The sequence below is a fragment of the Robinsoniella sp. KNHs210 genome (genome assembly GCF_000686105.1).
In the GTDB taxonomy this organism is placed as follows: Bacteria; Bacillota; Clostridia; order Lachnospirales; family Lachnospiraceae; genus Robinsoniella; species Robinsoniella peoriensis.
Genome location: NZ_JMLZ01000002.1, coordinates 3,241,003 through 3,264,480, shown reverse-complemented (window position 1 = coordinate 3,264,480; position 23,478 = coordinate 3,241,003). Strand labels below are relative to the sequence as shown.

At 41.9% G+C, this 23,478-nt stretch carries 18 protein-coding genes; 10 read left to right on the top strand and 8 right to left on the bottom strand.

What is annotated here, in order from left to right:
- Positions 1-16 precede the first annotated feature (16 nt).
- The 5 genes from CD03_RS0121180 to CD03_RS0121160 all read left to right on the top strand — a co-directional run bounded on the left by CD03_RS0121180 (position 17) and on the right by CD03_RS0121160 (position 5,168).
- Positions 17-316 (top strand): hypothetical protein, encoded by a 300-nt coding sequence (locus tag CD03_RS0121180; RefSeq protein WP_027295350.1) that lies wholly within the window; start codon positions 17-19, stop codon positions 314-316.
- A 229-nt stretch (positions 317-545) separates the two neighbouring features.
- Positions 546-1,652, top strand: coding sequence for an ABC transporter ATP-binding protein (locus CD03_RS0121175; RefSeq protein ID WP_027295349.1), 1,107 nt, complete (start codon positions 546-548; stop codon positions 1,650-1,652).
- The gene (locus CD03_RS0121170; RefSeq protein ID WP_027295348.1) at positions 1,636-2,499 is read left to right on the top strand and encodes an ABC transporter permease; all 864 of its coding nucleotides are present in this window, start codon (positions 1,636-1,638) and stop codon (positions 2,497-2,499) included. The genes CD03_RS0121175 and CD03_RS0121170 overlap by 17 nt, the downstream gene beginning before the upstream one ends.
- Positions 2,500-2,511: 12 nt before the next feature.
- Positions 2,512-3,942: a GldG family protein gene (locus CD03_RS0121165; RefSeq protein ID WP_027295347.1), complete on the top strand. Its 1,431-nt coding sequence runs from the start codon at positions 2,512-2,514 to the stop codon at positions 3,940-3,942.
- Positions 3,942-5,168, top strand: a complete 1,227-nt coding sequence (locus CD03_RS0121160; protein ID WP_027295346.1) for a DUF4340 domain-containing protein — start codon at positions 3,942-3,944, stop codon at positions 5,166-5,168. The genes CD03_RS0121165 and CD03_RS0121160 overlap by 1 nt, the downstream gene beginning before the upstream one ends.
- A 138-nt stretch (positions 5,169-5,306) precedes the next feature.
- Here the strand turns inward: CD03_RS0121160 and CD03_RS0121155 are convergent, their stop codons facing one another.
- The 3 genes from CD03_RS0121155 to CD03_RS0121145 all read right to left on the bottom strand — a co-directional run bounded on the left by CD03_RS0121155 (position 5,307) and on the right by CD03_RS0121145 (position 8,668).
- A complete protein-coding gene (locus CD03_RS0121155) occupies positions 5,307-6,593 on the bottom strand; it encodes an L-cysteine desulfidase family protein (protein WP_027295345.1) in 1,287 nt (428 codons plus the stop codon).
- 273 nt (positions 6,594-6,866) lie between these two features.
- Entirely contained in the window at positions 6,867-8,273 is a 1,407-nt protein-coding gene (locus tag CD03_RS0121150; protein WP_156042982.1) for a PH domain-containing protein, read from the bottom strand.
- Complete coding sequence (locus tag CD03_RS0121145) at positions 8,270-8,668, bottom strand: GntR family transcriptional regulator (protein WP_027295343.1); 399 nt, start codon at positions 8,666-8,668, stop codon at positions 8,270-8,272. Before CD03_RS0121145 ends, CD03_RS0121150 begins: the two co-directional genes overlap by 4 nt.
- Before the next feature lie 204 nt (positions 8,669-8,872).
- Between CD03_RS0121145 and CD03_RS38010 the strand changes: the two genes are divergently transcribed.
- Complete coding sequence (locus CD03_RS38010; protein WP_156042980.1) at positions 8,873-9,046, top strand: hypothetical protein; 174 nt, start codon at positions 8,873-8,875, stop codon at positions 9,044-9,046.
- A 103-nt stretch (positions 9,047-9,149) separates the two neighbouring features.
- Positions 9,150-9,788: a copper homeostasis protein CutC gene (locus CD03_RS0121135; protein ID WP_027295342.1), complete on the top strand. Its 639-nt coding sequence runs from the start codon at positions 9,150-9,152 to the stop codon at positions 9,786-9,788.
- A gap of 129 nt (positions 9,789-9,917) precedes the next feature.
- Here CD03_RS0121135 and CD03_RS0121130 read toward each other — a convergent pair whose 3' ends face one another.
- From CD03_RS0121130 to uidA, 5 genes are all read right to left on the bottom strand, one after another.
- Positions 9,918-11,708 carry a glycoside hydrolase family 2 protein gene (locus CD03_RS0121130; protein ID WP_027295341.1) on the bottom strand — a complete coding sequence of 597 codons (1,791 nt, stop codon included), beginning with the start codon at positions 11,706-11,708 and terminating at the stop codon, positions 9,918-9,920.
- A gap of 127 nt (positions 11,709-11,835) precedes the next feature.
- Positions 11,836-13,533, bottom strand: coding sequence for a glycoside hydrolase family 3 protein (locus CD03_RS0121125; protein ID WP_027295340.1), 1,698 nt, complete (start codon positions 13,531-13,533; stop codon positions 11,836-11,838).
- 12 nt (positions 13,534-13,545) lie between these two features.
- On the bottom strand, positions 13,546-14,397 hold the full coding sequence (locus CD03_RS0121120; protein ID WP_044290193.1) for an HAD family hydrolase: 852 nt from the start codon (positions 14,395-14,397) through the stop codon (positions 13,546-13,548).
- A 25-nt stretch (positions 14,398-14,422) separates the two neighbouring features.
- Positions 14,423-15,823: an MFS transporter gene (locus CD03_RS0121115; RefSeq protein WP_027295338.1), complete on the bottom strand. Its 1,401-nt coding sequence runs from the start codon at positions 15,821-15,823 to the stop codon at positions 14,423-14,425.
- Between the two features lie 34 nt (positions 15,824-15,857).
- On the bottom strand, positions 15,858-17,684 hold the full coding sequence (gene uidA, locus CD03_RS0121110) for a beta-glucuronidase (protein ID WP_156042978.1): 1,827 nt from the start codon (positions 17,682-17,684) through the stop codon (positions 15,858-15,860).
- A gap of 200 nt (positions 17,685-17,884) precedes the next feature.
- Between uidA and CD03_RS0121105 the strand changes: the two genes are divergently transcribed.
- The 3 genes from CD03_RS0121105 to CD03_RS0121095 all read left to right on the top strand — a co-directional run bounded on the left by CD03_RS0121105 (position 17,885) and on the right by CD03_RS0121095 (position 23,466).
- Positions 17,885-19,114, top strand: coding sequence for an AraC family transcriptional regulator (locus tag CD03_RS0121105; RefSeq protein WP_027295336.1), 1,230 nt, complete (start codon positions 17,885-17,887; stop codon positions 19,112-19,114).
- A gap of 955 nt (positions 19,115-20,069) precedes the next feature.
- Positions 20,070-22,778: a hypothetical protein gene (locus tag CD03_RS0121100; protein WP_027295335.1), complete on the top strand. Its 2,709-nt coding sequence runs from the start codon at positions 20,070-20,072 to the stop codon at positions 22,776-22,778.
- Complete coding sequence (locus CD03_RS0121095; protein WP_242849133.1) at positions 22,759-23,466, top strand: TetR/AcrR family transcriptional regulator; 708 nt, start codon at positions 22,759-22,761, stop codon at positions 23,464-23,466. Before CD03_RS0121100 ends, CD03_RS0121095 begins: the two co-directional genes overlap by 20 nt.
- The last annotated feature ends 12 nt before the right edge of the window (positions 23,467-23,478 follow it).

Genomic DNA, 23,478 nt, shown 5'->3' with positions numbered 1-23,478 from the left:
ACAGGAGGAATGTTCTATGAATCAAATTTATTCGAAACAATCTTTCAAGGTATACCGTGCAGATGGTGGTTTTGTGGTACATAATACAGATAAGAGATTTGAAGAGGGACATACGCATCTCAGCAGTTTTAAGTCGGCAAAGTATCTGGTGGATCTGGCGCTTCATAAAAGTCTGCCATATCATCTGGATACCTATCGGTTAGTCAGCCTTGCCAGAATCAGTATTGATGAAGAGTACAAGGCAAAAGTTATGGAGCTGGTTTCCAATAAAAGAAAAAAGGATAAGTATGTTAACAGCAGAAGAAAATGCGGTTGATTAGTTGATTAGCCAGAGGTTAAACGTATTCTGGCGCTAATAGAAATAATGGGAGTTGTCACTTAATAGGGAAAAGTGGCAGCTCTTTTTTGGTGTTCACAGAATTTTCAGAGAAAAAACACATTTTAATCTAATAAAAAACACATTTATCTCGTAATTTAGATAAGTAATTAACGGTAATTACGGGTTGCCGGGAAGTTGCCATGTGAATGAAAAAGGAGGAAGAAGTTTGATAGAAGTAAAGAATTTAGTCAAAAGATATGGAGATCATCTTGCTGTAGACGGCCTTAGCTTTTCCGTTGAAAAAGGTCAGATCTACGGTTTTTTAGGCCCGAATGGAGCCGGAAAATCGACTACAATGAATATCATTACCGGCTATATTGCATCAACGGAGGGCAGCGTGAGCATCAATGGGCATGATATCTTAGAGGAGCCGGAAGAGGCTAAAAAATGTATCGGATATCTTCCTGAACAGCCACCTCTTTATTTTGATATGACCGTTTGGGAATATTTAAAATTTGTTGCACAATTAAAGAAAATCCCTAAGGATCAACGTCTGGATATGATAAGCGAAGTCATGGAAATGACAAAGATTACGGATATGAAGAACCGCTTAATTAAGAATTTATCAAAGGGCTACCGCCAGAGAGTGGGGCTGGCACAGGCAATAATGGGATATCCGGAAGTCATAATACTGGATGAGCCTACCGTAGGACTTGATCCAAAGCAGATTATTGAGATTCGTGAATTAATTAAGAGTCTGAGTAAAAAGCATACAGTCATTTTGAGCTCCCATATCCTGTCAGAGGTAAGTGCAGTCTGTGATTATGTTATGATTATCGCACATGGCAAACTGGTTGCAAGTGATACACCCGGGAACCTGAGTAAGCTGATGCAGGGAAGTGAGACCCTGAACCTGAGAGTAAAAGGAACAAAAGTAGAGACGGAGCAGATTCTAAATGAAATTGAGAATATAGACGAGTGGAGTTTCCGGGAGTCTGATGAAGAAAATACGGTGGATATTGAAGTAAGAGCAAAGGATCAGGCAGATGTAAGAGAAGAAATTTTCTATGGAATGGCTCATGCGCAATGTCCGATTCTTATGATGAAGTCCACCAGGGTATCCCTGGAAGATGTATTCCTGGAGCTGACAGCAGATGATAAAAAACTGACAGATGAAGCTGGCGGTGAAGAGGAAGATCAGAATGAATCACAGGGTGAACCGGCATCAGCGGCTGATGAACCAAAAGAAGAGGCCCTGACCGGGCAGGAATATGATTTGCAAGAGGAAAAGAATATGGAAGAGGAGGAGCAGACTCATGACAGCGATTTGTAAAAAAGAGGTGAAATCTTATCTTACTTCTATGACTGGATATGTATTTATCGCATTTATTTTACTACTGGCAGGAGTGTATTTTACTGCTTATAATCTACAGATGGGATATCCGGTATTTGGATATACATTATCTGCAATAACCTTTGTATTCCTTATTATAACGCCAATATTGACCATGCGGGTACTGGCGGAAGAAAAGAAACAGAAGACAGACCAGCTGCTTTTGACATCCCCTCTTTCTGTGAAAGATATTGTACTGGGGAAATTTACGGCATTAATCGTGATCTTCCTGATTCCTATGATCATTCTTTGCATTTATCCGATTATATTAAAAAATTTTGGTTCCGTATCCCTTAAAATGGCTTACGTTGCAGTGATCGGATTTTTCCTTTTGGGATGTGCCAATATCGCAATAGGAATTTTCTTATCATCTATAACTGAGAGCCAGATTATAGCAGCAGTAGTAACCTTTGTGGTGCTGTTTATCTGTTATATGATGAGCGGCATTAAAAGTTTTTTTTCGGAAACGGCAATTACTTCCCTCATTGCATTTACCGCGGTACTTCTTGTTTGCTGCGGAATTATCTACATGGTGATGAAGAATTTATTTACGGTGTGCCTGGTGGCAGTTATAGGAGAGGCGGCACTGCTGGTTCTATATACTGTAAAACAAAGCCTCTTTGAAGGAGCAATACAGAAGGTATTGGGTATATTTGATATCTCCAGTCATTTTGACAATTTTGTCAGTGGAATTCTGGATATCGGAGGAATCATATACTTTTTATCAATCATTGCTGTTTTTCTGTTTTTGACGGTACAGTCGATACAGAAGAGACGCTGGAGCTAGAGGAGGCAGATCATGAAAATAAAAAACATTTTTCCGAAATGGAGTAACAAGAAAGTAAAAAATGGTTCGTACAGCATAGCCATTACGGTGATTGTAATAGCCATTGTAATTGTAATTAACCTGGTGATCGGACAGCTTCCCGGTAAATATACAAAACTGGATTTCAGCGATAATAAACTCTATACGATTGGAGACAAGACGGAGGAAATTATCAAGGGGTTAAAAAGTGATGTAACCCTTTACCTGATTGCACAGAACGGGCAGGAGGATAGTACCTTAAAAGAGGTTCTGGACCGATATAAAGACCTCTCTTCCCATATAAAAGTTGAAATCAAGGATCCGGCGCTGTATCCAAACTTTGCTTCTCAGTATACAGATGAGAAGGTCAGCAGCAACAGTATTATTGTGGTTGGAGAAAAGAGAAACAAGGTTATTAATTACAGTGACATTTATGAAACAAGTGTAGATTACAGCACATATTCTTCCCAGGTTACCGGATTTGACGGAGAGGGCCAGATAACCAGTGCCATCTCTTATGTCACATCGGAAGAACTTCCGGTAATGTATGTACTGGGAGGCCATGATGAGGCATCCGTCAGCACTACGATGAAGTCTGCAATTGAAAAGGAAAATATAGAGATTAAGGATTTGAATCTGGTATCCCAGGAGTCGGTACCGGAAGATGCGGACTGTCTGTTCCTGTTTTCCCCAACCAAGGATATTTCGGCAGATGAGGCATCAAAGATCATTAATTACTTAAAAGCAGGCGGAAAAGCAATGATTGCATCAGACTATACCGGTACGGAAATGCCTAATTTCGAATCCGTATTAAAGGAATACGGTGTAGAGACAATGGGCGGCGTGGTGATTGAAGGAGATGCGAATCATTATGCTTCCGGAAATCCGTTATACCTCCTTCCAAATATCGGAAGCCAGGAAGTAGTAAGCAGCCTGAGCGGCCGTTTTGTTTTAATGCCGGTAGCCCAGGGAATTAAAACACTGGATGATAAAAGAGATACGGTTAACGTCAGCAGCCTCCTTACCACGTCAGATTCCGCGTATATAAAAAAGGATGCAGAAAACATGACTAGCCTGTCCAAAGAAGATGGGGATGAATCAGGCGCATATGATCTGGGTGTTGCAATTACGGAAACGGTCGATGACAAAGAAACAAAACTGGTATACCTGTCAAGCGGTAATATGTTAAATGAACAGATTGACAGTGCGGTATCCGGTGCCAATACGGAGCTTCTGACAAATGCACTCAGCTGGATGTGTGATCAGGAGGCAAGTGTATCCATTCCAAGTAAGAGTACCCAGGTAAGCTATCTGACAATTACTTCAGCAGCCTCTGCATTCTTAAGTTCTCTTGCGATTGTAATCCTGCCGCTGATTTGTCTGCTGACAGGCGGAGTAATCTGGTTTAGAAGGAGAAAACGATAATGAAGAAAAAGAAGAAATTAATAGGGTTACTTACTGCTCTTGTTGTATTAATTCTTCTGACTGCAGCGTATTTCTGCCTGAAAAATTATAATAAAGAGCAGGAGGCAGAATCAGAAACAGAAGATACCAGCGTTGCAGTAACTTCCATTGAGGAATCTGATATAACAGGACTCACATATATCCTTGATAAGGAAAAGCTGGAGTTTAAAAAAGAAAATAACAGCTGGTATTATACAGAAGATAAAAACTTTCCGGTAGATCAGGATAAAGTGAAAACACTTCTGGATAATTTTAAAGATATTAAAGCCGTAAGAGATCTGGGACAGCTTGAGAATCTGGATGATTATGGTCTTAAAGAGCCCAGTAATACCGTTACGGTGATCAGTAATAATGGTGTAGAGACAGTATTTTATATAGGAAATGAAAATGAAACAACTGGTGATTATTATATGTATATGAATAATCCCGAGCATATCTATACCGTAAGCAGTACCTTTGCAAATGCTTTTAACGGAAAACTGTATGATCTGGTTGTAGACAGTTCCTTCCCAAGCATCACCAGTAATACCATCATTAAAGCAGTAGTTGACCAGACAGACAATCAGCTTACACTAGAATCATCCCGAGATGATTCGGCAACGTGGAGTGTAAAAGACAGTAAAAACAAGAAAAAAGAAGCAGATGGAACCAAGTCTAACCAATTACTTTCCAATGTGACCAGCCTGAACTTTAAGGATTATATTGACTATGACTGTAAGAACCTGGATCAGTACGGTCTAAAAGACCCTTCAGCAGTCATTACGCTGGATTACACGGTGACCCATGAGGCTGAGTCTTCATCTGAGCCTGGATCTGAACCTGCATCTGAACCTGGAACTGAGCCTGGATCTGAACCTGCATCTGAGCCTGCATCTGAACCTGGAACTGAGCCTGGATCTGAGACTGCATCTGAGCCTGGATCTGAGTCTGCATCTGAGCCTGGTACTGAGCCTGGAACTAAAACCACGGAAGCGGATGACGTTCAGACAGAAGAGTCTGAGAGCGAAACCCAGAGTACAAAACTGGTAACAGAAGTAAAACAGGTAATACTTCAGATTGGAAATCAAACGGAAGACGGTGATTACTACGTCAAGACATCTGACAATAATGAAGTACACACAATGTCAGCCGATGCATTAAAGCCATGGCTGGAAGCACAGTACAGTGATCTGCGGAAGGCAGAATAGCTGTAAAATAAAATGGGCAGGTTCGGTATTTCCCGTATGGAAAATACCGAACCTGCCTTTTTAACCAGATCATACAAATTATATGAATCCAAACGTAACAGCTGAAAATCTTTCTATTATTCTGAAGTCCCCATGATCTTAATCCTGTGGTTCCTGAATCATCAATTTAATGATTTCCTTATCGGTTTCTTTCATCCCCTCTTTACCCAGTATCCCGATATTGCGGATAGTAGCTTCCACACCCTTTGTAACGATACCATCGCCGCTGTAAAACTGCTTTCCGTTTTTATACATATAATAACCCAGAATGCCGGCATCCACAGAGGCGGCAATTTTGGCGGCACAGGAAGCCTTTGCCCCGTCGCAGATTATGCCGGAGACAATTGCCACGGAATTTACCAGGGTATGGGCAATAACCTTGAAGTCCCCGCCCATAAGATAGGCGATTCCGGTACCGCTTCCGCAGCCGGCACTGACAGCGCCGCAGTATGCTGACAATCTGCCAATCCCGGTCTTCTGATGTATGGTAATCAGGTTCGATACCACCAAAGCACGAAGCAGCCTGTCATGACTTACCCCCAGTTCTTTGCCGTATTCAATTACCGGAAGAGAGGCACACATGCCCTGATTCCCGCTTCCGGAATTGATGATAACAGGAAGCTCACATCCGCTCATTCTGGCATCAGAGCCGGCAGCCGCAGCAGCCTTGGCACGAACTTTAATATCATTGCCGTAGGTAGAGAGAATCACATTTCCAATATTAGCTCCGTAAGTTCCCTTCAAACCTTCTTCGGCAATAGCAGAATTATAAGCAATCTGTCGATCCAGAACCTCTCTGACATCATCGATGTCCACTGAATCTGCGAACTCTACAATACTCTCCACATCCAACAGGCTGCGGTCCGTGAGATGTGTCTCAGCCAGTGCAGTTACGCCAGCTTCATAGAGTATTTTCTGATCTTTTTCAATGTACACAATATTTGTATGGTAATCACTGATGCGCAGGTTTACACAGGATTCCTCAGCAGAGAAAAAGAGTATAATATCAAAAATCCTGTCAGTGACGGCTTCTTTTACCACAACGGGAATATCAGTGAGTGCCTGTTTCATCAGCGCTTTTTCTTCCGGCGTCACCTGGGAGATGACTTCCAGTTTTTTATCAGCATTTCCGGCAATTACCCCTGCGATGACTGCGGCAGAGATGCCCTTTAATCCTCCGGTATTTGGAACAATCACGCTCTTTACATTTTTTATAATATTACCGCTTACCTGTATCTCAATCCTCTGGGGAATACACCCCAGTATCTCCCTGGCTTTTGCAGCTCCGTAGGCAATCGAGATTGGCTCGGTACATCCCATGGCGGGAACTAATTCTTCTTTCAGGATCTGAACATAGGTCTGGTACTTGATATTTGTTTTTTTCATAGGTTACTCCCTTGTCTGATGGTAGTGCCCCAGCGTAAATACGCCACTATATAACACCCCCTATCCCTGCCAGTTGTACGTCTGCGAGTCTAGTCGCAGCCCCGCTGCGCCGTCGGTTCACAGACGCACTCCTAATGCAGATATCAGGCACTATATATCGACGTATTTACGCCGGGAGGCATTAGTTAGTTTAATAACTAATAGTATCATAAACAGTTATATGGGGGAAGTCAAGGGGAGTGTAAAGAGGGAATGGTTACAACATCCCTCATCCTATCTCCCTAAAGCCTTCTCTAATCCCCGATATATATCTTTTGTCTTATTACTATCTTTTGTATTAAAAAATACAATAAACTGTGCTGTCTTAATTTTTATAACAGGTGTATATTCCCGGTAGTAATACATTTTACATTGCCCATATTCCTTGTATTTAAAATTCCCCAAAAAGTATTGCTGCGCGTTCACACCATTATTTTTGTAGTAAGATCCCTGCGGAGCCTGGTCGGTTAACTCTATTTCCTGCACTTCGGATAATGGAAACTGTATATCATATTCCGCAGCCGTAATGAATACAGTTTCTCCCTTAATCTGCAGATCGAAGGGAATAAAATCAAACCGCAGAAATACTATACTCAGCCAGATACAAAGAACTGCAGTGAAAACATAAAGGCCGCCTGTAATAACTTTGGCAGCAGGCCGCGCCATGTTAAACGAAAGATTAGATCCGTAGCGGCAGGGAGCAATCAGGCTGTTGTCGTTGGGATTGTTGTATGACCCCGTTTTCCAGTAGTCATCCTCATCAACCATCAGAGGTTCCTTATCGGAAGAAAGCAGTAAAATTCTCTGTTTACGTACGTAAGATGCACTATACAGCAGGATTAAGATACACAGGGACTGTATCAGGATGTAAGCTGTGAAGAGAAAGGTGCTTTGAAAACGGTCTGACAGGATAATCCAGTCCAGCACCAGGAAAGACAGAGAATCGATGATGGCAATCAGAATCCAGCATATGGACCAGCAGCGTTTTGTCATTTTGTTGCAGGCCATGTTAAGGTCTGAGTCTTTGCTATAGGTGACAGTTCTTCTTTTGGCAAAGGCGTTGTATAAAATAAGAAAAAGAATTTTCAGCAAAAATGGCAGCAGAAAAAGAAAAAAGCCACCGAGACCTGATTGGAAATAGGAAAGTCCTCCGGGATATAAAAGCGGAATCATACAGATGAGAAATGCAGGAACAAACCACCAGGCGGTTACTGGCATTTTGTCTTTTGCTGCACTTACACGGGAGTCAATGACTGCTATATGAAGTTTTTCACCGCTAAACCAATTCTTTTCCTTTTTCATATTATAAAGCTGTAAAAAGTACTTTTTATAGAGGTACATACAGCCGCCCATGTAATAAACACACCACAGTATATACAGAATCAAAAATACCGACATGTAGGAGAACCATAATATAATAAAAATGGGAATATGAAGTAATGCTCCGATCAAGGAATGAAGATTCAGTGCTTTTTTAAAAGCGGATACAATTGCCATAACTTCAACAGACTGCGCTTCGTATGCAGGCAGTGTTACACCCAGCAGCAGATTCCCGTTATATTTTGCAGCAGACTTATAGGTGAAATGGCAGGCAGCCAGAATTGTAATACTGCAAAATAATATAATAATTGTCATCATCATAGTGCGCTCCCTTCACATGCAGTCACATGCATTTCGTCAAACATCCGGCTGCAAATATCCATAAATTCTGCTTTACCATAGCCTTTTAATGCAGCCTGGGCGCTTAGCAGCTCCAGTTCATAAGTCAGTTTTTCTTCAAATTCCTGATTCATATCCAGGCAGGATGACACCTTGGCACCGTGCCTGCGGTCAATTTCAATATAGCCTTCCTGTTTTAATATCTGATACGTTTTATTTACCGTCATAGTGTTGACCCCCGCATCCTGTGCAAGCTGGCGGACAGTGGGAAGGGATTCACCAATTTTAAGGTGTCCTTTCCCGATACCCATTACGATTTGATTGCGCAGCTGGACATAGATGGGGACAGAGCTGGAAAAGTCTAATGTTATAAGCATGTGAACCCTCCTTTGTTATTTTACTCATACGGTTTCTATATACGATTATGTATTATTTGTATTATAATATATAATACAAATAGAATCAAGTATTTGTGTAAGATAATAAAAAGTTCACAGGTTTTACATTGAATTTAGAAAATGCCTGTGTTACAATTCAGTTTAAAATAGTAATAAAATATCAATAATCAGGAGGAATTTAGCATGGGATTTTTTGCAAGAAAAGATGATGACGACGATGAAAACGTAGAACTTGAAGGTGCAGAGGCATTCTCCTATATGCTGGATGATGTGCTGGATAATATAAATGATTTAGATGAAATTACGCTGGATGCAGGAGCGCTGGAGATGATCAGTGAGCGTGCGCATAAAAATTAAATGGAAAGGATGTTATGCAGACTTTTAAACACGCTTTCAGACACGCTATTGTAAATTTAAGCGATATGAATTGCTGTACAAGCCTGTAATACAATTGGATAAAATGATAAAAGAAGTATGTGTGGAAAATTACACGGATATACCAAATGCAATTAAAAATGGAGGTAACCGCATAGAACTCTGTGATAATCTGGCAGAGGGGGGGACCACCGTAAGCCTGGGTGTAATGGAGGCGGCGATAAATCTGGGAAAAGAAAAAAATATTCCTGTTATGTGTATCATCAGACCCAGAAAAGGAAATTTTCACTATAATGACATAGAATTAAAGATGATGTTAAGGGATATAGAAATTGCAAAAGAAGCCGGGGCAGCAGGTATTGTTATTGGTGCGCTGACAGAAGACTGCTGGCTGGATGAAGAAATGCTGGAAGTATTGCTGGCTGAAGCAGAAGGCCTTCTGGTGACCTTCCATATGGCATTTGACCAGATTCCTTATGATCTTCAGCCAAAAGCCATTGACTGGCTTTGCGCACATCATGTGGACAGGATTCTGACCCATGGTGGAAAAGGCGGCACCAAAATCGGGGACAATGTGGATAACTTAAAAAGACTGCTGGATTATGCAGGGGAAAGAATTATTATCATGCCGGGCGGCGGAGTTACCAGCGCAAATGTAGAAGAACTGCATCAGAAGCTGGGATTTAAAGAAATTCATGGAACAAAGATAGTAGATATTATATAAGAAACAGGCATGAAAAATATATGAAAAAGCGGTGGTTTGACTGTTATCAGTGAAACTACCGCTTTTTTGCTGTACAGGATTCTTTATATAAGTAATTATAATAGACGACTATTGGTGCAGGATATGTCATTACCGCTGCTTCTGGCCATGGGGGGTATCGGTCACTTTACATACCTTGCGGTCGTAGGTGAACAATCCGTTGGCCTCTTCTTCTACATCTGAGACCTGTGTATAAACTGCGGCGCAGAGTCCTTCTTTATTGGCTTCTTTGATTTCCTTCATGACGTCATAAAACTTACGGGTAAACTCATGGGTGTCCTTGCATTTTAAATAACCAAATACCTGCTTTGAATAGGAATGTTCCGGTATATGGCAGATATAACCGCCATACTCAGATAATACAAAAGGCCTGCTGTCAAGCGCTGCCTTGATGGGGCGGAAGTAGTTGTGAACGCTTTTGATATCACCACAGTGCTGGTCATACCAGCCGCTTGCATGATCTACCGGACGGGTATTGTCCAGAGAGTGAATAAGATTTGTGACCTTTACGGCATCAAATTGTCCCCATCCTTCGTTAAAAGCAGTCCACAGACCAATACAGGGGCAGTTATAGAGATGCCGGACTGTGGATTTGCATTCCCGCAGCCATAGTTTCTTTCCTTTTGCATCACAGCGTGAAAACAGTTTATAATGGCTGTCTTTAAAATGTGCGGTTACAAAAGGAAGAAGTGTGGGCAGGTAGCACAAAAAAGTGAGATAAGAGCGTCCGCCTCCATTTACGATGTCCTGCCAGACAATCATTCCCAGACGGTCACAGTGGTAGTACCAGCGCAGGGGTTCTATTTTAATATGCTTGCGGATCATATTAAATCCCAGATCCTTCATAGACTGTATGTCGAAGATCATGGCATCGTCAGAAGGGGGCGTGTACAAGCCGTCGGGCCAGTAGCCCTGATCCAGGACCCCGTTTTGAAAATAAGGCTGATTGTTCAGGCAGAGTCTGGGAATTCCCTTAGAATCCGTACGGGCAGAAAATTTGCGCATTGCGAAGTAACTGCATATGCTGTCATTTCCGGCTGTAATTGTAAGATCATATAGGAAAGGTGACTCCGGTGACCATGGACGAAGATCACGGATGGGAATAGAAAGTATGCCTGACTTTGTTTGCCCGGAGTACACTTCTCTGCCATCTGCGTACACTTCAATTTTCTTTTCGCAGGAAGAGTCCTCCTTCATTGTAATTTCCACAATAGCGGAAGATTCATCAAAAAGCGGAGTAATGCTTAACTCTGTTATATAATTTTCGGGCACCCATTCCATCCATACCGTCTGCCAGATTCCGCTCTGCGGAGTATAGAACATACCGCCCGGACGTAAGGTCTGCTTTCCGCGGCTTTGAAAGGAAGTATCCGTTTCATCCTGTACTCTTACCGTAATTGTATTTACACCCTGGCGCAGATAGGGTGTGAGTTCTGCTGAAAATGGCAGATAGCCACCCCGATGGCTGCATACAAATTTTTTATTGCACCAGACAGCACAGGTCTGGTCCACTGCACCAAAATGGAGTATAAGCCGTTTATCCGGATACCGGGAGGGAAAGTCCTCCAAATCAAAACTTTTTTCATACCACAGATATTCATCAGGCAATAGCATATGGTTTACCTGGGAAAGGCTTGCTTCCGGGGAAAAAGGCACCAGAATCTGATCCCCTATGTTCCCGGGATATTTCTTTTCTTTCGTAATCCGGTAATTCCAATAGCCATTCAAATTAATCCAGGCATTCCTCTTAAGCTGTGGACGTGGATATTCCTCCAATACGTGCTCCGGGTCAAGCTGTTCGCCCCAAACGGTAGTTAGTTTTTTTGGTGTTTCTTTTCGTTTAAAAAGCTGCAGAGAAGAAACTGCATCTATCAGATTCATGAAAACATCCCCTTTATTTAGTAAAATGATATGTTAGATTATAGCACAAAAAAGTATGTGCAGACATCTTTTTAAAATTTTGGAAAGAAAGGAGATATATTCACTTTTTTTCAGACCTCCTCCGGACTCAGATCCGTGTATCCCATCTTTCACAAAATACATTTTCGTTGTAACGTCCTTTGAATTCTGATATTCCCATCATTTTTTCTATTGCTGCATTTATGGCTTCATCTGAGTTGAGATAGGCATTGATATATGTTTTTGACATAGGAACGTCAATCAGGTGATTGGTAAAGCCAAGGGATAAAAAGACCGTAGGTATTTCCGAGACATACCAGGGCTGGTCGCAGGGATTAGCCCATTTAATGCGCATGGTATTATACTGTGCAAAACCAACCACATTCATCACAACCAGGCAGGCATCATATTTACTCTTGAAATCTTCCATTTTACCCTTTTGGGGAGGTGTTTCCCCGTCTGCCTCAAAACCTTTGGATTCTAATATCCGGATCAGATTCTTCTTAATCTCATCGCTGTTATCAGCAGTTAATTTCCCGGCAATTACCGTACCTTCACCTGATATAAATACCAGCTTTATCCGCTTGTATTTGTCAGGTGTTACGGGGAGATAGTGCCCGGTATCCTTTACCAGAGTAACAAATTTGTCCGCCGCCAGTACCGCGGCCCTGTGGTGTTCTTCGCTTCCTACAACAGAAATTCCATCTTGTGGAGGTACCAGAGAACCGCAGGCCTGACGTTTGTGCAGTCCCAGTGCGGCCTTAATACCTAAAATGCGGTGGAGTGCGTCGTTCATCCGGTCTTCGGTAATAATGCCTTTGCGGTAACCCTCCAGCATGTAGCCAAAGTCTTCTTCCATATCGTTGAAGAACAGATACATATCACAGCCTGCGGCAATTGCTCCCGGTACCTGTTCCCGGCGGGGCATTGCTGCATACATGCCAATCATGTGTGAGGCATCGGTTACCACAAGCCCGTTAAATCCTAATTTATCTTTTAACAGTCCGTTAATCAGTTCAGGAGCCAGTGTTGCCGGGAGAATATCTTTATCCTGCATGGAGGGACACAGTTTTTTGCTGTAGGCAGGGAGGGCAATATGTCCTGCCATTATGGTCATAACGCCATCATCTATCAATGTTTTATAGACTTTTCCATAAGTCTCATCCCATTCTTCACAGGTCATATTGTTAATGCCCATTAACAGATGCTGGTCATTTTCCTCCGTACCATCGCCTGGAAAATGCTTACAGCAGGTAGCGATATTCTGCGTTCTGGTACCTTTGTGGAACGCTCTGGCATACCGGATGGTGTCATCAGGGCTGTTGTTAAATGCTCGAAGCTGTACAATGGTATTCCTCCAGTTATAGAGAAGATCCACAATGGGCGCAAAATTCCAGTTGCAGCCAATAGCTGTGCTCTCCAGGGCGCCAATCTTTGCCACCTCATAGGCAAGTTCTTCATCATCGGCAGCTGCAACGGCAGCACCGTTTGCAATGGCGGTACCTCCATCAACACCCCCGTTACCGCCGGCCTCGCAGTTGGAGGCAATCAGGAGTGGAATCTTTGTGTTTTCCTGGAGGACTTTATTCTGCTCATAGATTTCTTCTTTTGAAGCATTGTGATACCGGATTGCACCTACATGATAGCGGTTCATAACTTCTTTTAATGCTGACGGATCACGGTCAGTAACCATATTTACAAAAAGTTGTCCGGCTTTTTCTTCATCCGTCATATTTTGTATTGTTTCTTCTACCCAGCGGATGTCTTCTTCGGATAGATAATAAGGCTTTTCTTTTAAGTTTACCATTTGCTCCTCCTATTATTCAGATAGATTATCGTAGAAAGCTTTTAAAAGTGACTGCTGGTATTTTCCCTGATAGGTGCCGTCCAGAAATTTCGGAAGGGCTGTATGAAGGAATGTTTCCCAGGATTTTTGCTCCAGCCGCACCAGAATGGGAAAATACAGAACTCCGTTATCCAGTGCAGCGTCAGCGTCACCGGGGGCATCGCCAATCATAATGATGTTTTCCGGTGAATAGCCTTTTTGGCATAGCTCTTTAATGCAGTGGGTTTTTGTGCCGGCATCCTGTGCCAGAACCAGGTCAGTATGTTCAATCAAATTGTATCTGGACCATTCATCCTCAACGGCTTTTCGGTTTGCAGAAGAGACAACGGCGATATCTGCCCACGGATGGGCAGCTGCCAGAGCCCGGTTAACACCTGCAAAGGGTTTTATCTGCTCCCGTGGCAGTTTGGCAATTGCCTGATTCACGGCGTGTGACCAGGCATATGCTTTTTTTAGTATCGGGCTGTTATTCTCATTTATTGCATTTGCCAGTGAACGGTTGGACAGTTCACTGGCTTCCTCCACCCACCGGACAAGAGCATCTATATTTTCAACCCGGGTATAAGAGGTGTTTACCTCCTGAAGCATTTTGCTAAGACCCTTAAAACGGTTAATGCCTCTTGTCACGGTATAGAGGTTAATCTGATTCCAGCGCCTGAGCAGTTCTGCTCTAAAAGGGGTGAGATTCCACTCGGCTATCATACAGGGACCAAAACATGCGGTATGCTTGATATCCATAGTGTCCATAGCGCATCCGTCAGAATCCACACATACCAGATAGTCCTTGCTTTTTTGAAATCCACTGTTCATTTCTGTATAAACCATGGTAGCTCCTTGTCTGCCTGTAATATCAGGCATTTGTATTTTGAGATCTGCGTTCCTCCAGGATACGGCTGTTTTCCAGCACTTTCTTTTTTGTTAACGGATACCAGAACAGCAGAATCAGTCCCACAATGAGATAGCATACAGCGGGGGCAAGAGTTGCCACGGAATAGATGTTATTAACTACACTGGTGGTTTGAACTACGGTTTCCCCTCCAACAGATGACTGATATCCGATTGCAGCCAGTGTCCATCCGCCCAGTCCGCCGGCAAGCGCCTGCCCTATTTTTCTGGCAAAGGAATATACAGCGTATACGGTTCCGTCATCACGGCTTCCGGACCGGACTTCCTGATAATCAATAATATCGGTGATAAATGCCCAGATCATCAGATTGAATAATCCGGTACCCAGGTTTCCGAGGGCAATGAAGACACAGAAGAACCAGGGATTGGTAAAACGGACAAAGAACATAATAAAATACATTACAGCGGCAAACAATACAGCAATGGAAGAAGCTTCTTTTTTCCCAAAGCGTTTAATGATTTTTGTGGAAAAGGGCGCAAGTACCAAAGTGGCGGCAGCGTTAAAGAAACCTGCAACGGACATGGCTGATTTATTTTTAAAGTAATCCATAAACAGATAAGTGTTCATGCTCTGTGCAAGCAGCATCGAAAGCAGAAGTACAATAGCGGCACCAATAATGGCAAGGAGGCTTTTATTACGAGCTAGTGCAGTGACAGTCTTTGCAAAACCAACCTTTTCCTTTTTCTCAGATGAGATTACAACACGTTCATTGGTCAGTTTATAACAGAGAATATAGCAAATGAGTGCAGCAACAGCGAATACACAGGCAATAATGAAGAAACGCTGCGGTATTACAACCTGGTTCCCGGATGCATCGTACTGGTAAACAATAAGTGGAACGCCAACGCTTACGATAATGTTTGCCAGGGCGGCACCCACACTTCTAAAAGTAGATAAAGCGCTGCGCTCCAGGGGATCAGAAGTAAGTGCGGATGCCATGGAGCCATATGGGATGTTAATGGCGGTATAGCAAATGCTTCCCCATAAAATATAAGTGATGTAGATATAGACCAGACGGGCACCATAGGGAAGTGAAGCAATCCATGGAACAAACAGCAGTGTACCGGCAATTACTACAGGAATACACATTCTCCGTATCCAGGGTCGGAATTTCCCGTCTTTAGCAGGCAGCAGGATATCTACGAGACGTCCCATGCTGATATCAGTAAAAGCATCTATAAAGCGGGCTACCAGGAACAATGTACCAACTGCTCCGGCGCCAATGCCAAGTACCTTGGTGTAGAACACCATCAGAAAACTACTGGCAAATATGAAAAAGAAGTCATTTCCAAAATCTCCGAACATATATCCGATTTTATCTTTTAATCCAAATTTCTGCGTCATATCAAAACCCCCTGTTTCCTTTCTGTTATATAATTTATAAGATACTTTTATAGTTCAGGGGAAGATTCTCCCACCTTTTTTTGAAAACATACGCAACAGCTTTTGGCTGCCGGTTTCTTGTAAAGATACCTTTTTTGTTTCCGTTTACCCTCATAATGCCTTCTGTAGTCTGAAAGTCTGCAAAATTCCAGACCTGCTCGCCCTTTACAAAATCATAAGAATCAAAGACTTCAAACTGCATACGCAGATATTCTTCCTGATATTCTTCACTCCACATTACGCTTGGAAGCTTGTGGATTCCCGCCATTGTATCCGCACCGAATTCTGTAAAGAGGAAGGGTTTGTTTAAACCAAGTTCCTGCCATTGGTCCATTTCCCGGATGAAAGCTTCCTTTGCCTCCATCATTTCGTAACCGCCCCGGTTGTACCAGCCATAATAGCGGTTAAGTGAAAGAATATCGGGGAAGGAATAGCATTTACAGGCATTGGGAGTAGAGTTCATGACCATTGCAAAAGTCCGGGGACGTTTCTGTGGATCCAGTTCTCTTGCCAAGTCGAAGATTTCTTTAAAATAAGGAACGGCAGATTCGCTGGTTGTCTCCGGCTCATTCATCAGACTCCAGGCAATTACACAGGCATGGTTCTTATCACGGGCAATAAGTTCGCTAAGAGCTGCCTTGTGATTTGCTTTTGTCTCGGTCTGCACAATTTCCCGGCTAAAAAACGCTGTCTGTTTTCCGGTGGATGCTTCCATAAAGTTCATCAGGCTTTCAAAGAATCCAACTGCAGCAACTTCATCAATAACCAGAAATCCTTCCCGGTCAGCCATCTGAATAATTTCTTCCGCATAGGGGTAGTGTGAGGTGCGGAATGAATTGGCGCCAATCCACTTCATCAGCTCAAAATCTCTTTTGACTACAGCGAGATTGAATCCCCTGCCATTGATTTCACTGTCTTCGTGTTTCCCAAATCCCTTTAAGTAAACAGGTTTGCTGTTGATCAGAATATCAGTGTCCTTCACCTCTATCGTACGAATACCGATTTCCTCTTCATACTCATCGGCAATCATCTCCTGATCCATTAATAAGATACGGAAAGTATACAGATAAGCATCTCTGACTTCCCAGAGCCGTACATTGGATATTCGAATGACACCTTTATCCCCGGATGCAGTTGCAACCAGTTTCCGGTTTTCGTCATATACCTGAATCAGTATCTCTTTGTCAGAGTCTGCGGTCACCTTATATTCCGTTATGGAGTCAGAACCTTCCAGGCTGTGTTTTACAGAAAAATCAACGATTTCATCTTTGGGTGTTACCACCAGACGTACTGGTCTTTGAAGTCCTGCATAGTTATAGAAGTCAAAAAAAGGCTTCGACATTTTTGTTCCATCTGAGAAAACCTTTGTCGATCCTGCAGGCAGAGTTGTATAGCTTAACTCGTTATTGAGGCAGACAACAACCCGGTTGGGTTCGTTCCACTTAACAACTTTATTTATTCTGGCGGTAAAGGGAAGAAAGCCACCTTCATGAGTTGCGATTTTTTCACCGTTTACAAAAACAACCGCACGATGGGTTGCACAGTCAAAACGGAGGCCGATATTTTTCCCCTCCCACTCTCCGGGAACAAATACCGAAGTTTCATACCAGAAGTCACCCGTATATTCTCTGGAATCTTTGTCTGTAAAAAAATCATTAAAACTTGCGGGTACAGGCATCTCTATGGTGCGTTTGGGATCAAGCCCATTTTTCCAGTTGTTTTTCAGTCCTTCCGATTCAGGATCAAAACAAAACTTCCAAAGGCCGTTCATATCGACGATCCTGCGCGTTCTGCTTGTTTTTGGATATAACATAGAATTCATATATATTTCCTCCTTCATGTGCAAATGTGCTCTGGTTCTTGCATATAAATTACCATAAATTCAGAAATTACCTAAGGATAATTTTTATTGAAATCCGTAAAATTTTTAGGTAAAATAAGTTTAAATATAAATTTGATACTTATATTGGGACAAGTGGTTGAAGGCTGCCGGGAATTTACCCTATAAAAAAGGAGAATCTTATGAACATAAAAGATGTACTGCAGTTTACAAAAAATATGATACGCGCAGCGGCAGGGGTTCCGGCGCAGCTGTTTGATCCCGCAGAGCAGGGCTGGGAAAGCATTGATCTCTCTCTTCGTAAAATGCTGGATCCGGATTTTGACTACGAAGCCTATTTCGGGAGATATACCGTATATATGGAAGAAAAAGTATTCTATTGTCTGTCGGATAACTTTTCGCTTTACTATATATTTATGAAGCTGCCTGAGGGGTCAGACTATCCCTATATAATCATTGGGCCATATCTCACCGAGAATCCGGATGAAGGGTTTTATACAAAAGTTATTGCCCAGAACCAATTGACCGGAAGTACCATGACAGCGCTTAAAAACTTTTATAATGTCCTTCAGATTGCAGATCATGCTAAGGTAATTTCCGCCTTACATATTCTGGCATCTTTTCTGTACCAGGAGGAAGAGGATTGCCGCATAGAATTTCTGGAAGACCAGGAGAAGGGTCAAAACATGGATTCCTTTGTTCCCGGACCGGATATGTATTTTTCCATCCATGTAATAAAAGAGAGGTATGATAAGGAAAATGAATTTTTAAAGGCGGTAAAAAAGGGAAATCAGGAGGAGGCGGTAATTGCCTACCATAATTTTTCCAGTTACCGGATATCCCAGCGCAACAAAGATCCGCTCAGAGACAGAAAAAATCTCTCCTTCGTTTTAAATACCCTCTTGAGGAAAGCATCAGAGACGAGTTACGTCCATCCCGTATATCTGGATGAAATCTCACACCGGTATGCGCTGAAGATAGAATCAGCTATTTCAACGAAGCAGATTGAAAATATAAATCTGGAGATGATCAGAAAATACTGCATTCTGGTCAGAAATCAGTCCCTGAGAAACCATAGCCCGATTATCAGAAAGGCAATTGATTATATTAATCTGAATCTGAGCAGCCCTCTTGGATTAAAAGACATTGCAGTGCTGTTTAATGTCAATCCCAGTTACCTCTCCTCCCTGTTCAAAAAAGAAACGGGAGGAACCCTTACAGATTATGTAAACAAACAGCGCATAGATGCCGCATTAAAGCTGTTAAATACTGGAGACATGCAGGTGCAGGATATCGCATACTACGTAGGAATCTCAGATGTTAATTATTTTTCCAAGCTTTTTAAGAAACAGGTAGGATACACCCCCAGCGGATACCGAAAATCTATACAAAAAACTGACTTTTCAAATTAACAGAAAATTATATATAATATACAAAATTAACAGTGTCAACAAGTATAAATATCATATTAAAAATTTATTAGAATTAATTATGGAAATAGTGTTGACAAATAAAGTCTCGTGTGGTATTATAACCTCATCAACAAAACATGTACTTATAGATAAATCCAAAGGAGACGAGAAATCCTGGAACGATTATTTGAATAAGGCATGTAGTTGTTTTAAATATTAAAACTTGTTGAAATGTTAAGGAAGAGGAGGTCGAGTCCAGTGGACACAGTTTCTATAGTGTCAGTTCAATATGGTTGTGGTATGACAGTTGTTTCCTGCGAGAAAGACCTTTATCACATATAAAAGGATCCAAAGGAATCGGGTATACGTCAGATAATCGGAGAGATTAGAAGTTGGAATTTATGGATAAAGAATATAAATTGTCACCATATTGAAGGATTTACCACATAGTAGTTCAAAGGTTTTTAACAACTGTGTGAAGAAACAGTTATTAAAAAATATCAGTAGTTTATATAATCAACGAAGATATATCAATACTTTAGATTATAAATAAGATATTATTTATAAGAATGTCTATTCTGATAAATCAATCGATTCATAATAAAGGTATTCATATATTTAGAGAACTTGTATAAGCGAACATATAGGAGATCAATATTTGCGAAAGATATAGTCGAAAGCTTTGAGTGAATAATTTCATATATTTAATATTTTTTTAAATATATCTCAAATAGAGATGCAGGAAATAAGAAGATGAACCTCCGATTACATAAAATATAAATTACAATTAAATAATGATAAAAGTTACCAATAGCCGTTATCCGCATGATAGCGGCTATTTTTTGTGAAAATATAATGAAATCATGGTTTTGGTTTTGACAACGAAAATCAGGTATGGTACACTTAAGGCAATTATGTAGAATACTATGCAGACCCAAACTAAGAGGTGAAAAATTTGGATAAATTTGAATATAATGCGAAGCTGGAAGAAATAACCAGACTGGCTGAACAGGAAGAATATGATGAAGCAGCTAAAATAGCAGACTCAATTGAGTGGAAACGTGTCAGAAATGTACGTACCTTATGCATGATTAGCGAAATATATGAAGCAAATGGACAATTGGAAGACAGCAAGCAGATCTTACTGCGTGCATACCGCCGTTCTCCAATGGTCAGAAGTATACTTTACCGTTTAACAGAAGTTGCAATTAAAATGCGGGAGTTTGACGAAGCTGTTGAATTCTATACCGAATTCGTGAATGCAGCACCAAATGATAACAGTAAATATGTTCTGAAATATAAATTATATAAGGGCAGAGGATCGTCTCTGGAGGAACAGATTGAGATCCTGGAAGAATATAAGCATAAGGAATACACGGAACAGTGGGCATATGAACTTGCAAAGTTGTACCACAAGGCCGGCTTTGTTGAAAAATGTATTGAAGAGTGTGATGATATTACGCTTTGGTTCCACAATGGAAAATATGTGGTAAAGGCATTAGAGCTTAAGAGAAATTATGTTCCGCTGACTCCGGAACAGCAGACAATCTATGATAATCCCAGTGGAATTGTTGATATAAAGACGAAAGAAGAAACAGTGACAAAAGCAGTTCCTAAGTTAGAAAAGGAAATTCTGAAAGGGATGCCGGAGACACAAGAGGAAGCGTTGGCGGCTAATATAATTGCAGCTACGGAGCGGGAGATTGCAGCGTCTGTAGCAATGCATAAGCAAGAGTCAGACAACTATGGCAGACAAGATAATTATGCGGATGAAGAAGAGATGATTCGTCAGTATACACCTGTGAAAGAGGCACTTCAGGAAGAAAATAAAGGAAAACCAGAGTCAATTCAGGTACTTCCGGCATATAATACAGCAGATTTGCAAATGGAGCTGGCTAAAAATATGCGTGAAATTTTATCAGGAATTAAGAAGCCTAAAGAGGAAGACGAAGTGAATCCTGCTACCGTTATAGGAGATACCGCTGATGAAGAAGTTTCCGAAATGGAAGCGGAAGCACAGGAAGCTGTTTATTCGGAGGATCAGGAATTCAGAGGAATTTCTATCGATGATGTACTTACTTCTATGAGTGGTGTGGAAGACGACGAAGTATCGGATGAGGAAGATGCCGGGGACGAAGAGGCATATGATGAAGAAGATACGGAGGATCTGGATGACCTGGATGATATTGATTCGGAAGAATATTTTGATGAAGAACCGGAAGATGATTCAGCAGAAGAATTAGATGACGAAGAAGATCTGGATGACGGCATGGAAGATGAAGAGGATTTTGACGGGGAACTGGATGCAGAGGATATGGATGCAGACGAAGAACCGTTAGATGAAGAATCGTTAGATGAAGAACTGCCGGAATATGATGCAGATTTGGAATATGATCCGGAAGAAGAAGGTTCTGAGGAGCTGGATGAAGATGCAGAAGAATATGAGTATGAAGAGGAAGCGGAAGCAGACGCTGAATACGAATATGAGGAAGAACCGGAAGATGTAGTCGAATATGAATATGATGAAGGTGCGGACGAAGGCATTGAATATCAGGATATAGAAGCAGCAGAAGCGCAAGAGCCTGTTTTGCCGGAAGTAGAGATGCCGGAAGAGATACAGATGCCGGATGAAATTCAAATACCGGAAGAGATACAGATGCCGGATGAAATTCAAATGCCGGATGAGATAGAAATGCCGGATGAGATAGAAATGCCGGAAACAGATGATCCCGGTGCTACGATTGATCTGTCAGCAGCCATTGAGGCGGCGGCAAATACGGCTCATCTTCATTCCGATATGACGAAGAAAGATCAGATGTTATCTGATGTGGAAGAAAGCGTACATAGAGTTGCATCAGATCCGATGTATCATCCCGCACCGGAACTGAATGCCCATGTACCTATGACGCTTACACAGTCACAAAAGACGACGCTTGGATTCTTTGCATGGATAAAAGGGCTGGATGCTCAGCTTGCCCATGCTATCTCCAAAATCAGAGAAGGTAATTTCGGATCCGGTAATTCAAAGGTCGGAAATGTGGTGATAACAGGAGATGCAGGAAGCGGGAGAACGACTCTTGGCATTAACCTTGCGAAGGTAATCAGCCAGGAGAAACACCAGAGCTCAGCGAAGGTGGCTAAGATCTATGCGGAAGATTTTAATAAAAAGGATATACCGGCTACTATAGCGAAGATTGCAGGCGGCACGCTGATTATTGAGGAAGCCGGGGACCTGGATGAAAATGCAGTTGAGATGCTTGCTAAGGCTATGGAATTTAAGACAGACGGCCTCTTAGTTATTCTGGAAGACGAGAAGAGCTATGTGAGAGACCTGCTTGCACGTTATCCGGATCTGGCTTGTAAGTTTAATGTAAATATCACGATACCGATATTTACCAACGACGAGCTGGTATATTTTGGAAAGACTTATGCCAATGACAAGGATTATCATATTGAAGAACCTGCTGTGGGACTTCTCTATGACCGGATCGGGGAAATTCAGTCACCGGATCATGCGGTCACGGTAGCGGATGTCAAGGATATTGTAGACAAGGCGATTAAACGAGTTGACCGTATTGGTATGAGAAAATTATTCTCAAGCCTGTCAGGCAAACGGTTTGACGAGGAAGACAGAGTATTGCTTTGTGAGAAAGATTTTAGATAAATTTAAAAGTAAACAGATGAATTACCTGCGGGAAGGAGTTTCTGAAGAGAAGCTCCTTTTTGTTGACATTTTATATACCGAACGGTATAATAATAACATAAGGAGAATTGCAATGGATAATAAACAGTTGATTATGGAAGCTGCATTGGAGTTGTTTTACCACAAGGGCTATGATGCGGTGGGAATACAGGAGATTGTAGAAAAGGCAGGAATTACGAAACCTACGTTATATTATTATTTTGGAAGTAAATACGGGCTCCTGGAAAACTTGCTGAATACACAGTTTGAGGAATTCCGGGCACGTCTGGTGAAGGCGGCTGTATATAAAGGTGATCTTCCCATGACCCTTTATCATCTGGCTTCTGCATTTATTGATTATGCAATATCTCATAAGAAGACCTATATGCTGATGATGGCGCTGTTTTATTCTGCAAAGGACAACGACGCTTATCGCGCGGTTCAGCCGCTGCTGAGTGAGTTTTACCACATCATCGTGGATGTGTTTGAGCAGGCGGAAGGGCAGCTGGGAAATATGAGGGGGCGCCAACGGCAGTTTGCCATTGGATTTATTGGAATATTAAGCCATTATATTTTAGTGGTATGTGATCAGACAGAAATGGAAATCATTGTTAGTGACGACACCAAGCGAAGCCTGGTGCATCAGTTTATGTATGGAATATATTCGTAAAGGAGATTGACG

What these genes read in the sequence shown, in the direction of transcription:
- CD03_RS0121180 (WP_027295350.1), top strand. Translation starts at nt 17, where the DNA reads ATGAATCAAATTTATTCGAAACAATCTTTCAAGGTATACCGTGCAGAT.
- CD03_RS0121170 (WP_027295348.1), top strand. Translation starts at nt 1,636, where the DNA reads ATGACAGCGATTTGTAAAAAAGAGGTGAAATCTTATCTTACTTCTATG.
- CD03_RS0121165 (WP_027295347.1), top strand. Translation starts at nt 2,512, where the DNA reads ATGAAAATAAAAAACATTTTTCCGAAATGGAGTAACAAGAAAGTAAAA.
- CD03_RS0121160 (WP_027295346.1), top strand. Translation starts at nt 3,942, where the DNA reads ATGAAGAAAAAGAAGAAATTAATAGGGTTACTTACTGCTCTTGTTGTA.
- CD03_RS0121155 (WP_027295345.1), bottom strand. Translation starts at nt 6,593, where the DNA reads ATGAAAAAAACAAATATCAAGTACCAGACCTATGTTCAGATCCTGAAA.
- CD03_RS0121150 (WP_156042982.1), bottom strand. Translation starts at nt 8,273, where the DNA reads ATGATGATGACAATTATTATATTATTTTGCAGTATTACAATTCTGGCT.
- CD03_RS0121145 (WP_027295343.1), bottom strand. Translation starts at nt 8,668, where the DNA reads ATGCTTATAACATTAGACTTTTCCAGCTCTGTCCCCATCTATGTCCAG.
- CD03_RS38010 (WP_156042980.1), top strand. Translation starts at nt 8,873, where the DNA reads ATGGGATTTTTTGCAAGAAAAGATGATGACGACGATGAAAACGTAGAA.
- CD03_RS0121135 (WP_027295342.1), top strand. Translation starts at nt 9,150, where the DNA reads ATGATAAAAGAAGTATGTGTGGAAAATTACACGGATATACCAAATGCA.
- CD03_RS0121130 (WP_027295341.1), bottom strand. Translation starts at nt 11,708, where the DNA reads ATGAATCTGATAGATGCAGTTTCTTCTCTGCAGCTTTTTAAACGAAAA.
- CD03_RS0121125 (WP_027295340.1), bottom strand. Translation starts at nt 13,533, where the DNA reads ATGGTAAACTTAAAAGAAAAGCCTTATTATCTATCCGAAGAAGACATC.
- CD03_RS0121120 (WP_044290193.1), bottom strand. Translation starts at nt 14,397, where the DNA reads ATGGTTTATACAGAAATGAACAGTGGATTTCAAAAAAGCAAGGACTAT.
- CD03_RS0121115 (WP_027295338.1), bottom strand. Translation starts at nt 15,823, where the DNA reads ATGACGCAGAAATTTGGATTAAAAGATAAAATCGGATATATGTTCGGA.
- uidA (WP_156042978.1), bottom strand. Translation starts at nt 17,684, where the DNA reads ATGAATTCTATGTTATATCCAAAAACAAGCAGAACGCGCAGGATCGTC.
- CD03_RS0121105 (WP_027295336.1), top strand. Translation starts at nt 17,885, where the DNA reads ATGAACATAAAAGATGTACTGCAGTTTACAAAAAATATGATACGCGCA.